Here is an 11,944-nt window from a genome sequence, read left to right as displayed (position 1 = left end):
GTCCGGGGCGGAGCCCCGGTTTCGGGAAGGGGCGGGGTGGGGGAAGGCCCCGCAGGGTCCCTCTCGGTCGCGGCGCGCTCCAGGCGGCGGCTCTCCGCGCGCCAGCGCGACGCGTAGCCGTCGCCGCCCGCGCGGGCCCGGCGCCACGCGGCGGCCAGGTCGTCCCCGTACTCCCGCGGCGGCTCCTCGCTCAGCAGCGCCACCAGCTCCGCCGCCCGCCGGGGCCCCAGTGCGGCGGAGCCGTCGAGCAGGGCGCGGGCCAGGCGCGGATGCAGGCCCAGGCGGGCCATCCGCAGCCCGCGCTGGGTCGGCCGGCCCGCCGTGGTCACCGCGCCCACCGCCAGCAGCACCTCCCGCGCCGCGGCCATCGCTCCGGCCGGCGGCGGGTCGAGCAGGGCCAGCCCGGCCGCGTCGGGGTCGCCCCAGCAGGCGGCCTGGAGGGCGAACTGCGCCAGGTCCGCGATCCGGATCTCGGGGGAGGGGAAGGCGGGGAGCCGGCCGTCCTCCGCTTCGGCCCAGCAGCGGTACACCGTGCCCGGGGCCTCGCGCCCGGCGCGGCCCGCGCGCTGGCGTCCGGCCGCGCGGGACGCCCGTACGGTCGCCAGCGCGCCCAGGCCCCGCGCGTGGTCCACCCGGGGTTCGCGGGCGAGCCCCGAGTCCACGACGATCCGTACGCCGGGGACGGTCAGGCTGGACTCCGCGACGGCGGTGGAGAGGATCACCCGGCGGTGACCGGCCGGGGACAGGACCGCGTCCTGGACGGCGGCCGGGGCGCGGCCGTGGATCTGGAGGACCTCCGCGTCGGCCCCGGCGAGCTGCCCGGCGACCCGGGCGATCTCGCCGACTCCGGGGAGGAAGCACAGGACGTCGCCGGAGCGTTCCGCCAGCGCCCGCCGCACCACCGAGGCCACGTGCGTCAGCTGCGCCGGGTCCACCCGCATCCCGTGCGGCGGCCGCACCGGCCGGGCCGGCGGGGCCCACACGGTCTCCACCGGGTAGGAGATTCCCGCGGCCTCCACCACCGGGGCGCCGCCAGGGCCGCCCCGACCGAGCACCCGCGACCATCCGGCCGCGTCGGTGGTCGCCGAAGCCGCGAGGAGCCGTAGCTCCGGGCGCAGGTTTTCGCGTACGTCCAGGAGGAAGGCGGCGACCGTGTCGGCGTCCAGGTGCCGCTCGTGGCACTCGTCCAGGACCACCAGGTCGACGCCGGAGAGCTCCTGGTCCCGCTGGAGGCGCTGGAGCAGCACACCGGTGGTCACGACCTCGACCACCGTCCCCGGGCCCGCCACCCGCTCGCCGCGCACCGTGAAGCCCACCGAGGCGCCGACCTGCTCGCCCAGCAGCCAGGCCATCCGCCGGGCTGCCGCGCGGGCAGCGATCCGGCGGGGTTCGGCGACCACGACCCGGCGGCGGGGGCCATCCCCCACCAGCCCCGCCAGCACCAGGGGCACCAGCGTGGTCTTGCCGGTGCCGGGCGGGGCACAGAGGACGGCGGTGCCGTGGGCGTCCAGCGCGGCGACGAGCGCGGGCACCGCCTCCCGTACGGGGAGGGAGTCGAGGTCGGCCGTGCGGAGCTGGGGCGTGGGCGGGCGCGTCATGTGCCCAGTCTCGCTGGCGATGCGCTCCGTCCCGCTCGGTCGGTCCCGCTCGCCCAGTCCCAGTCGCTCGCTCCCAGTCGCTCAGTCCCGCTCGCAGACGAAGATCGCCGTACCGGGGATCAGGTTGCCGCGCAGCGGGGACCAGCCGCCCCACTCCTGGCTGTTCCAGGCGGGCCACTCCGGCTCGACCAGGTCGATCAGGCGGAAACCGCCCGCGACCACGTCCCGTACCCGGTCGCCGAGGGTGCGGTGGTGCTCCACGTACACGGCGCGGCCCTGCTCGTCCTGTTCGACGTAGGGGGTGCGGTCGAAGTAGGAGGCGGAGACGGAGAGCCCCTCGGGGCCGGGTTCGTCGGGGAAGGCCCAGCGGACGGGGTGGGTGACGGAGAAGACCCAGCGGCCGCCGGGGCGCAGGACGCGGTGCACCTCGCGCATCACGTTCACGGGGTCGGCGACGAAGGGGACGGCCCCGTACGCGGAACAGGCGAGGTCGAAGGAGCCGTCGCGGAAGGGGAGCCTTCCGGCGTCGGCCTCGACGAGGGGGACCTCATCGCCGATGCGCAGGGCGTGCTGGAGCTGGCGGTGGGAGAGGTCCAGGGCTACGGGCCGGGCGCCCTGGGCGGCCAGCCAGCGCGAGCACTGGGCGGCGCCGGCGCCGATCTCCAGGACGTCCTTGCCCTTGAGGGCGGCGGCGGGGCCCAGGAGGGCGGCCTCCGCCTCGTCGAGGCCCTCGGGGCCCCAGACGAAGCGGTCGTCGCCGAGGAAGGCTCCGTGCTCGCTCTGGTACTCGTCGGCGTTGCTGTCCCACCAGCCCCGGCTGGCCCGGCTGCTCTCCGCTTCCCCGGCGTCACGGCGGGTGGCCTCGGCGTCCTCGGCGTCGTCCCCGGCGTCCGTTCCGGCTTCGTACGCTTCTTCGGGGGCGTAGTCCTCTTGGTTCATGGGGCCCGTCGTCGTAGTCTGCGAATGTCTGGCGAATGTCTGCGAAAAGTGGGCTGGAGGGGCCATCGGCGCCCCCCTGCCCACGAATTGTGCCGGTTATGCGGCGATCCGCCGGGGGTGTCCGCCTTCGCGCATTGACCCTGTCCGGCTGCCCCCGTATGCTACAAGTTGCGCTGCGAGCCTGTGCTCCTCAGACCTAGCAGGCTGCGCTTGTATCTGTTGATGACCCCTCGGTTTTCGAGGCCCCCACCCCGCGTTTCGCGGAACTGGGGCTTCCTTGGCTGTCCGGCTTCTTCGGCAGATGCCGATAAGGGCTCCCGGCGTAGCAGTACCTACGACTTTCTGTCCGTAACCGGAGCCCTTACCCACATGACGAGCAGCACCGAGACCACCGCCACCACCCCGCAGGTTGCGGTCAACGACATCGGTGACGAGGCAGCGTTCCTCGCCGCGATCGACGAGACGATCAAGTACTTCAACGACGGCGACATCGTCGACGGCGTCATCGTGAAGGTCGACCGTGATGAGGTTCTCCTCGACATCGGTTACAAGACCGAGGGCGTCATCCCGAGCCGCGAGCTCTCGATCAAGCACGATGTCGACCCGAACGAGGTCGTCAAGGTCGGCGACGAGATCGAGGCCCTGGTTCTCCAGAAGGAGGACAAGGAAGGCCGTCTGATCCTGTCCAAGAAGCGTGCGCAGTACGAGCGCGCCTGGGGCACGATCGAGAAGATCAAGGAAGAAGACGGCATCGTCACCGGTACCGTCATCGAGGTCGTCAAGGGTGGTCTCATCCTCGACATCGGCCTCCGTGGCTTCCTCCCGGCTTCCCTCGTCGAGATGCGTCGCGTCCGCGACCTCCAGCCCTACGTGGGCAAGGAGCTCGAGGCGAAGATCATCGAGCTGGACAAGAACCGCAACAACGTGGTCCTGTCCCGCCGTGCCTGGCTCGAGCAGACCCAGTCCGAGGTTCGCCAGACGTTCCTCACCACCCTGCAGAAGGGTCAGGTCCGCTCCGGCGTCGTTTCCTCGATCGTCAACTTCGGTGCCTTCGTGGACCTGGGTGGCGTCGACGGTCTCGTCCACGTCTCCGAGCTGTCCTGGAAGCACATCGACCACCCGTCCGAGGTTGTCGAGGTCGGCCAGGAAGTCACCGTCGAGGTCCTCGACGTCGACATGGACCGCGAGCGCGTCTCCCTGTCGCTGAAGGCGACGCAGGAAGACCCGTGGCAGCAGTTCGCCCGGACGCACCAGATCGGTCAGGTCGTCCCGGGTAAGGTCACCAAGCTGGTTCCGTTCGGTGCGTTCGTCCGCGTGGACGAGGGCATCGAGGGTCTGGTCCACATCTCCGAGCTGGCCGAGCGCCACGTGGAGATCCCGGAGCAGGTCGTCCAGGTCAACGACGAGATCTTCGTCAAGGTCATCGACATCGACCTCGAGCGTCGCCGGATCTCGCTGTCGCTGAAGCAGGCCAACGAGTCCTTCGGTGCCGACCCGGCGTCGGTCGAGTTCGACCCGACCCTGTACGGCATGGCCGCGTCTTACGACGACCAGGGCAACTACATCTACCCCGAGGGCTTCGACCCCGAGACCAACGACTGGCTCGAGGGCTTCGACAAGCAGCGCGAAGCCTGGGAGGGCCAGTACGCCGAGGCGCAGCAGCGCTTCGAGCAGCACCAGGCTCAGGTCATCAAGAGCCGCGAGGCCGACGAGGCCGCCGCTGCCGAGGGTGCGGCCGCTCCGGCCGCCGGTGGCAGCAGCAGCGCCGGTGCGGGCATCTCGGGTGGTTCGTACTCCTCCGAGGGTGCGGACGAGACCTCTGGCGCCCTGGCGTCGGACGAGGCCCTGGCCGCGCTCCGCGAGAAGCTGGCCGGCGGCCAGAGCTGATCGCAGCAGCGCAGCGTCAGCGCGAGCTGAGCTGAGTTGATGTTCAACGGTGAGGCCCGTCCCCTTCGGGGGGCGGGCCTCACCGCGTTGTACGGGTTCCCGCGCGGCCGCCGGTTCTTCGCGAGTTCCCGCGAATACGGCCAACTGGGGAATGGTGACGGTCCCTTGGACGTTCTTGGCAGGGAACGCGGCGAGGAGGAGTGGTGACGGTGCTTGATCCACAGGGTTTGTACGAATGGGACGCCAAGGGCCTGGCGGTGGCCGACCTGGCGCTCGCCCAGGACTCGGCCGGGTTGGTCATGCTCTACCACTTCGAGGGGTACATCGACGCGGGTGAGACGGGTGAGCAGATCGTCGAGCGGCTGCTCGACACGCTGCCCCACCAGGTCGTGGCCCGTTTCGACGCGGACCGCCTGGTCGACTACCGGGCGCGCCGCCCGCTGCTGACCTTCCAGCGCGACCACTGGACCGACTTCGAGGAGCCCCTCCTGGAGGTGCGCCTCGTCCAGGACGCCACGGGCGCGCCGTTCCTGCTGCTGTCCGGCCCCGAGCCGGACGTGGAGTGGGAGCGCTTCGCCGTCGCCGTCCGGCAGATCGTCGAGCGCCTGGGCGTGCGGCTCTCCGTGAACTTCCACGGCATCCCCATGGGCGTTCCGCACACCCGGCCCGTCGGGATCACCCCGCACGGCAACCGGACCGACCTCATGCCGGGCCACCGCAGCCCCTTCGACGAGGCGCAGGTGCCGGGCAGCGCCGAGTCGCTGGTGGAGTTCCGCCTCGGCCAGTGGGGGCACGACGTACTGGGTGTCGCCGCCCACGTGCCGCACTACGTGGCGCGCTCCCCGTACCCGGACGCTGCGCTGACGGCCCTGGAGGCGATCACGGCCGCGACCGGGCTGGTCCTGCCGGCGGTCGCGCACGCCCTGCGCACCGAGGCGCACCGCACGCAGACGGAGATCGACCGGCAGATCCGGGAGGGCGACGAGGAGCTGGTCAGCCTGGTGCAGGGGCTGGAGCACCAGTACGACGCGGCGGCCGGGGCCGAGACCCGGGGCAACATGATCGCGGAGCCCGCGGAGATCCCGTCGGCGGACGAGATCGGGCGCGAGTTCGAGCGGTTCCTGGCGGAGCGCGAGGGCGAGGGCTGACGGCCTTCGGCCGACCGGTGACGGCTGACCGCTGATGGCCGACCACGGCTCGTTGGGCCGCGGGGCTGTACGGGGTCCAGGGCGCGGGGGTTAGTCTGCCGGGCATGTTGAAAGTTGGCCTGACAGGCGGAATCGGCGCCGGCAAGAGCGAGGTATCGCGGCTGCTGGCGGGGTACGGGGCGGTCGTGGTGGACGCCGACCGGATTGCGCGGGAGGTCGTGGAGCCGGGCACACCCGGGCTGGCGGCCGTCGTGGCGGCCTTCGGGGAGTCCGTGCTGACGCCGGACGGGGCGCTGGACCGGCCGAAGCTGGGGTCCATCGTGTTCGCCGACCCTGAGAAGCTGAAGATCCTCAACGGGATCGTGCACCCCCTGGTCGGAGCCCGGTCCGCGGAGCTGGAAGCGGCCGCGGTGGCCGCGGGACCGGACGCGATCGTGGTGCACGACGTACCGCTGCTCGCCGAGAACGGGCTCGCGCCGCTGTACGACCTGGTCGTCGTGGTGGACGCGGCGCCCGCCACCCAGCTGGCCCGACTCACCGGGCTGCGGGGCATGGAGGAGCCGGAGGCCCGGGCCCGGATGGCCGCGCAGGCCACGCGGGAGCAGCGGCTGGCCGTGGCCACGCTCGTCATCGACAACGACGGGCCGCTGGAGGCGCTGGAACCGCAGGTGCGCAAGGTGTGGGAGGAACTCACGGAGCGGGCGGCGGCGGCATCCGGCCCCGGCGCCTGAGACGGGGGCCCGCAGGCACCGGCGTGTTCCCGGAATAGCGGGTGGGGCGTGGGGCGTTGAACGCGCCTGTAGAGGGAAGGAACAGACCGTGTCCGACACCACGCCGCAGCTCCCGTCGCCGTCTCCGTCGCCCGAGACGCACGTCATCGACTACCGGGCCGCCGAGCAGCTGCTCGCCGCGCGCGACCCGCGCGGCGCGGTGAAACTGCTCGACTCGGTCATAGCGGCCCACCCCGAGAACACGGCGGCCCGGCTGCTGCGCGCGCGGGCCTTCTTCGCGGCGGCCCAGCTGCGTCCGGCGGCGCTGGAATTCGAGCTGGTGCTGGAGCGGGAGCCGGACAACGCGTTCGCCCACTTCGCGCTGGCCCGCACCCACGAGCGCGCGGGCCGGCCGGAGCAGGCCCGCAAGCACTTCCGGCTGGCGGCGGCCCTCGACCCGCAGCCGGACTACCTGGCGGCGGCCCGCTTCGACGAGTAGCAGCTACCGCCTCGGGGGCTCGTACGGGGGGATCTCCGGGCCCGGCTGGTAGTGGGGGCCCTGGTGGATGTGATGAAGCACGACGCCCAGGTCCACCGCGGCGAGCACGGTGACGGCGGCACAGGCGGCCGCCCACCCGGGCCGGCCGGCGAGCGAGAACACCGCGGCCCCGGCGGCGGACCAGAACATCCCCCACACACTCAGCCAGAACCGCAGCCGCAGCGGACTGCGCGCGGTCACCGGCTCGTTCCCGGTACGCATGACCATCGCCTCCCCTCCATGGTCCCACCGGGGCACGTTTTAGCCTGTCCGGCGTTTGAGGACCGGGTCCGGGCAGAGCCCGGGGAACGGTGGAAGGGCGGGTCGGGGACGGCCCCGCGCAGCGGCCCGACCACCGGCAAACGCGCAGCTCACCGCATTGTCAGTGCCCGCACCTAGACTCGACGACAGACGGGATCCGTCTGACCAAGAAGGGGGGAGGGACACCATGACCACGCAAACACCGGCGGAGCCACCCGCACTGCTCCGCCACCCCGCCGTCTTCCTCCCCGCCGCCGTCCCCCGCGAGAGCCGCATCGCCTTCTGGTCCCCCGACGGCGCCCCCCTGCCCGAGGCGGGCTCGCAGCGGCCCCTCACCGTGGTCCGCCCCCACGGCGAGTCCGTCCGCAGCCGGACCGTGCCCGCCGTCACGCTGACGGTCACCGCCGCCCTGCCCCTGCTCGTCCGCGCGGTCCGCAGTCCCGCCGCCCACCCCGCGACCCGGGCCTGGGGGACCGCCGCCGTGCAGGCGCTCACCCTCGTGGCCCGCGGCCGCCTGCTGCCCGGGCTGACCCCCGAGGGCATGGACGCCTGGCGGGCCGGTCCCCTCGACGCCGAGGACATCGGGTATCTGCGGGCCGTCGCCGCGGCGTTGCCCCCCGAGGGGTACGCCACCCCGCTCGCCGGCCGCCGCCCGCTGCACCTGCCCGAACCGGAGGCGCTGGTCCGGGCGTTCCTCGACGCCGTCGCGGACAGCCTGCCCCGTACCCCGGCGGCGCCCTTCGCCGTGGGCCGCCCGTTCGCCGCCCGGGAGCCGCAGCACGTTCCCGGGATACAGGAGTGGGCCGCGCAGGTCGCCTCCGGTGCCGATACGGGGGTCGGTATCTCGCTCCGCCTCGACCTGTCGTCCTTCCGGCTCTTCGACGAGGCGGCGGCAGCGGACGAGACCACGCCGATGGAGGACGTCCGCCGGGCCGGAGCCGCCGTGGTGCAGGTGCACAGCCTCGCCGACCCGACCCTGATCACGGACGCCTCGGTGCTGTGGGCGGGCGCCGCCGCGGCCGGTTTCGGCCCCCGCGCCCGGATCGACGCCGTGCTCGCGCTGCGCCGGGCGGCCCGCGTGTGGCCGCCGTTGCTGCGCCTGCTGGACCAGCAGGTCCCCGATGTCCTGGCCCTGTCGGATCCCGAGCTCGAAGACCTGCTGGGCCGGGCGGCGGTGCGGCTGGCGGAGGCCGGGGTCCTGGTCCACTGGCCGCGCGACCTGGCCCGTACGCTCTCCGCGACCGCGGTCGTACGGTCCACCGCGCCCGGTTCCGCCACCGACGGCACCGCCTTCTTCGACGCCCAGCAGCTCTTCGCCTTCTCCTGGGAGCTGGCGCTCGGCGGAGACCGGCTCACCCCGGGGGAGATGGACGCCCTCGCGCAGGCCCACCGGCCCGTGGTGCGGCTGCGCGACCAGTGGGTGCGGGTCGATCCGGAGCTGGTGCGCAAGGCGCGCAAGCGGGAGCTGGGGCTGCTGGACCCGGTGGACGCGCTGGCCACCGTACTGACGGGTACGGCCGAGGTGGACGGGGAGCAGGTGGCCGCGGTCCCGGTCGGGGCGCTGGCCGCGCTGCGGGAGCGGCTGACCGGGGACCTGGCCCCGCTGCCCCAGCCGGCCGCGCTCAAGGCCACCCTGCGCGACTACCAGGCCCGGGGTCTGGCCTGGCTGGACCTGATGACCTCGCTCGGTCTGGGCGGTTGCCTTGCCGACGACATGGGCCTGGGCAAGACGGTCACCCTGATCGCGCTGCACCTGCACCGCGACCGCCCCGAGCCGACGCTCGTGGTCTGCCCGGCCTCGCTCCTGGGCAACTGGCAGCGGGAGATCGAGAGGTTCGCGCCCGGTACCCCGGTGCGCCGTTTCCACGGGGCGGGGCGCAGCCTCGAAGGGCTGAAGGGCGGATTCGTCCTCACCACCTACGGGACGATGCGCGCGGGAGCGGCCCGGCTGGCCGAGCAGCCCTGGGGCATGGTCGTCGCCGACGAGGCCCAGCACGTCAAGAATCCGCACTCGGCGACCGCGAAGGCGCTGCGCACCATCCCGGCTCCGGCGCGGGTGGCGCTGACCGGTACCCCGGTGGAGAACAACCTGTCGGAGCTGTGGGCGCTCCTGGACTGGACGACGCCGGGGCTGCTGGGGCCGCTCACCGCGTTCCGGGCCCGCCACGCCCGGCCCGTGGAGCACCAGAACGAGGAGGACGGCGGCAACGAGGCGGCGGTCGCCCGACTGGCGGCGCTGGTGCGGCCGTTCCTGCTGCGGCGCAAGAAGTCCGACCCGGGGATCGCCCCCGAGCTGCCGCCGAAGACGGAGACCGACCACCCCGTGTCCCTGACCCGCGAGCAGGTCTCCCTCTACCAGGCGGCGGTGGACGAGGCGATGGCCGTGATCGGGGCGAGCGAGGGCATCGAGCGGCGCGGCATGATCATGAAGCTGCTGGGCTCGCTCAAGCAGATCTGCAACCATCCCGCGCAGTATCTGAAGGAAGAACAGCCCCGGGTCGCGCACCGCTCCGGGAAGCTGGCCCTGCTGGACGAGCTGCTCGACACGATCCTCGCCGAGGGCGGCTCGGTGCTGGTCTTCACGCAGTACGTGACGATGGCCCGGCTCATCGAGCGTCATCTCGCCGCGCGCCAGATCCCCTGTCAACTGCTGCACGGCGGGACGCCCGTTGCCCGCCGCGAAGAGCTCGTGGACCGGTTCCAGGCGGGCGAGAGCCCGGTCTTCCTGCTCTCCCTCAAGGCGGCGGGCACCGGCCTCAACCTGACCCGGGCCGGCCATGTCATCCACTACGACCGCTGGTGGAACCCGGCCGTCGAGGAGCAGGCCACCGACCGGGCCTACCGCATCGGCCAGACCCAGCCCGTCCAGGTCCACCGGATCATCGCCGAAGGCACCGTGGAGGACCGGATCGCCGAGATGCTGGAGGCCAAGCGGGCGCTGGCCGATGCCGTGCTCGGCTCCGGCGAATCGGCGCTGACCGAGCTCACCGACCGCGAGCTGGCCGACCTCGTCTCCCTGCGCAGGCCCGTGTGATCACCGCGCGGGACGACCGCCGCCGCACCTTCGAGACCGTGCCGCCCGGGGTGGAGGCCGTCAGCTGGTGGGGCCGGGCCTGGGTGTCGGCCCTCGAATCCGCGGCCCGCGACGGGGCCCGACTGGTCCGGGGGCGTACCTACGCGGCCGAGGGCCACGTGGACGCCGTCACCATCACCCCGGGCCGGATCGTGGCCTACGTACGGGGCAGCCGGCCGCGCCCGTACCGCACCGAGCTGTCCCTGCCCGCCTTCGGGGACGCCGAATGGCGCGAGCTCCTGGAGTCGGTCGCGGCCGACCCGACGGCGCTCGCCGCGCTGCTGGAGCGGGAGGTCCCGGAGTCCCTCGCAGAGTCGGTCCTGCCCGGTGCGGGCGAGCTCGTGGCGCGCTGCTCCTGCCCGGACGTCGCCCGCCCGCCGTGCAAGCACGCCGCCGCGCTCTGCTACCGCGCGGCCCGTCTCCTGGACTCCGACCCGTTCGTGCTCCTGCTGCTGCGCGGCCGGGGCGAGCGGGAGCTGCTGGAGGAGCTCACCCGCCGCAACGCCGCCCACGCCGCGCGCGAACAGCCTGACGAGGCACCCGACTTCCCCGGCGTGCCAGCCCGTGCGGCGCTCGCCCGCGCCGCCGTGGCGCTGCTGCCCGCCCCGCTTCGCGCGCCCGCCGCCGTCGGGCTGCCGCCCGCCTATCCGGCCGATCCCGCCGCTCCGGATCCGCTGGCCCTGGACCAGCTCGCCGCGGACGCGGCCGCCCGCGCCCTGGCCCTGCTGACCACCGGCGAGGACCCGATCGGCGGCCTGACCCGCTGGCAGGACGCGGTCCGGCTGGCATCGGCGCACCACACCGCCGGGCTCACCGGCGCGGCCCGCGTCCTCTACCGGGACCTGGCCCGCGCCACGGACCGCAGCACCACCGACCTCGCCCGGGGCGCTGCGGCCTGGCGTCAGGGCGGGCTGCCCGCCCTGCTCGCGCTGGAAGAGCCGTGGGATCCGCCGGCCGGCCCCTTCGACCGGGCCCGCCCGGTGCTCCTCGCCGCCGCCCAGGGTTCCTTCCGCCCCGACCGCAACCGCCTCACGGCCGCCACCCGCCAGCTCCGTCTGGGCCGCGATTCCCTCTGGTACGCCTACGAGGCGGGAGAGGGCCCGGACGACTGGTGGCCCACGGGCCGGCCTTCCCCGGACCCGGTCACGGCGCTCCTGCGCTGAGCCCGGCCGCCCAGCTGTTCAGGGTGGCGAAGTCGGCGGTGCGCAGGCCCTGGCGGGGGTGGATGCGTAGGAGCAGGGCCGGGGCCGGGTGGTGGGCCCGGACCCAGGCGCGGTCGCGGGGGGTGATCATGTCGTCCACCCAGGCGAAGGGCCGGCCGGCCGCCCAGTCGACGAGGTGCCGGGTCTTCCACGAGAGGCCGTCGGGGTCGGGGGCGAAGAGTTCCGGCCATTCGATGACAGGAAGATCAGCGGGAAGTCCTATGTGCGGGGCGATCATCGTGTTGGCCTCGTGCGTCCAGGCGGTGGCCCAGGTGAGTTCGTAGGGCAGGGCCAGCAGGCGGGCTCCGTGGGCGGGGTGGAGGTGTACGCGCGCGCCCCGTCGGGCGCGGCGGGAACCCGGTGTGCGGTAGGACATCCAGACGGTCGGCCACATCCGGTGGCCGGTGTATCCGCGGAGTCCCGCGAGGCGGGACTTGAACGGATTGAGGGGGCCGTCGACGTCGAGGAGCAGCAGGGGGCGAGTCATGAAGTAGGGATTACCCAGTACACGATGGAGTGAAATGCCTACCGGCTCTATAACCCGAACGGGTTTACCGCGTTGTCTCCGGTACGGGCGAAGCGCCCGTG

Annotated in this window: 10 protein-coding genes; 6 read left to right on the top strand and 4 right to left on the bottom strand. The window is 73.5% G+C overall.

Annotated elements, in window-relative coordinates:
• Window positions 1-1,598: DEAD/DEAH box helicase (locus tag ACFXDJ_RS24300; protein ID WP_384850260.1), on the bottom strand; the 1,598-nt coding region annotated here is incomplete at its 3' end.
• A gap of 81 nt (window positions 1,599-1,679) precedes the next feature.
• The gene (locus ACFXDJ_RS24295; RefSeq protein WP_384652350.1) at window positions 1,680-2,537 is read right to left on the bottom strand and encodes a class I SAM-dependent methyltransferase; all 858 of its coding nucleotides are present in this window, start codon (window positions 2,535-2,537) and stop codon (window positions 1,680-1,682) included.
• A gap of 369 nt (window positions 2,538-2,906) precedes the next feature.
• Between ACFXDJ_RS24295 and rpsA the strand changes: the two genes are divergently transcribed.
• From rpsA to ACFXDJ_RS24275, 4 genes are all read left to right on the top strand, one after another.
• On the top strand, window positions 2,907-4,424 hold the full coding sequence (gene rpsA, locus ACFXDJ_RS24290) for a 30S ribosomal protein S1 (protein ID WP_254383748.1): 1,518 nt from the start codon (window positions 2,907-2,909) through the stop codon (window positions 4,422-4,424).
• A 209-nt stretch (window positions 4,425-4,633) separates the two neighbouring features.
• Window positions 4,634-5,572: a PAC2 family protein gene (locus tag ACFXDJ_RS24285; RefSeq protein WP_384652398.1), complete on the top strand. Its 939-nt coding sequence runs from the start codon at window positions 4,634-4,636 to the stop codon at window positions 5,570-5,572.
• A gap of 104 nt (window positions 5,573-5,676) precedes the next feature.
• Entirely contained in the window at window positions 5,677-6,303 is a 627-nt protein-coding gene (coaE, locus tag ACFXDJ_RS24280; RefSeq protein ID WP_384652353.1) for a dephospho-CoA kinase, read from the top strand.
• 88 nt (window positions 6,304-6,391) lie between these two features.
• Window positions 6,392-6,781: a tetratricopeptide repeat protein gene (locus ACFXDJ_RS24275; RefSeq protein WP_330295826.1), complete on the top strand. Its 390-nt coding sequence runs from the start codon at window positions 6,392-6,394 to the stop codon at window positions 6,779-6,781.
• 3 nt (window positions 6,782-6,784) lie between these two features.
• Here the strand turns inward: ACFXDJ_RS24275 and ACFXDJ_RS24270 are convergent, their stop codons facing one another.
• The gene (locus tag ACFXDJ_RS24270) at window positions 6,785-7,042 is read right to left on the bottom strand and encodes a DUF6343 family protein (protein ID WP_384652355.1); all 258 of its coding nucleotides are present in this window, start codon (window positions 7,040-7,042) and stop codon (window positions 6,785-6,787) included.
• A gap of 226 nt (window positions 7,043-7,268) precedes the next feature.
• On the opposite strand from ACFXDJ_RS24270, the gene ACFXDJ_RS24265 reads away from it, so the two are divergent.
• Window positions 7,269-10,115, top strand: coding sequence for an SNF2-related protein (locus tag ACFXDJ_RS24265; protein ID WP_384652357.1), 2,847 nt, complete (start codon window positions 7,269-7,271; stop codon window positions 10,113-10,115).
• Window positions 10,112-11,317, top strand: a complete 1,206-nt coding sequence (locus ACFXDJ_RS24260; protein ID WP_384652359.1) for an SWIM zinc finger family protein — start codon at window positions 10,112-10,114, stop codon at window positions 11,315-11,317. Before ACFXDJ_RS24265 ends, ACFXDJ_RS24260 begins: the two co-directional genes overlap by 4 nt.
• Here ACFXDJ_RS24260 and ACFXDJ_RS24255 read toward each other — a convergent pair.
• Window positions 11,298-11,843 (bottom strand): hypothetical protein, encoded by a 546-nt coding sequence (locus ACFXDJ_RS24255; RefSeq protein ID WP_384652361.1) that lies wholly within the window; start codon window positions 11,841-11,843, stop codon window positions 11,298-11,300. The two genes, ACFXDJ_RS24260 and ACFXDJ_RS24255, sit on opposite strands and share 20 nt — an antisense overlap.
• Window positions 11,844-11,944: the final 101 nt, after the last annotated feature.

This window comes from Streptomyces sp. NPDC059443 (assembly GCF_042750105.1).
Lineage (GTDB): Bacteria > Actinomycetota > Actinomycetes > Streptomycetales > Streptomycetaceae > Streptomyces.
The sequence above is the reverse complement of the archived record's forward strand: the minus strand, read 5'-3'. Positions and strand labels throughout refer to the sequence as shown.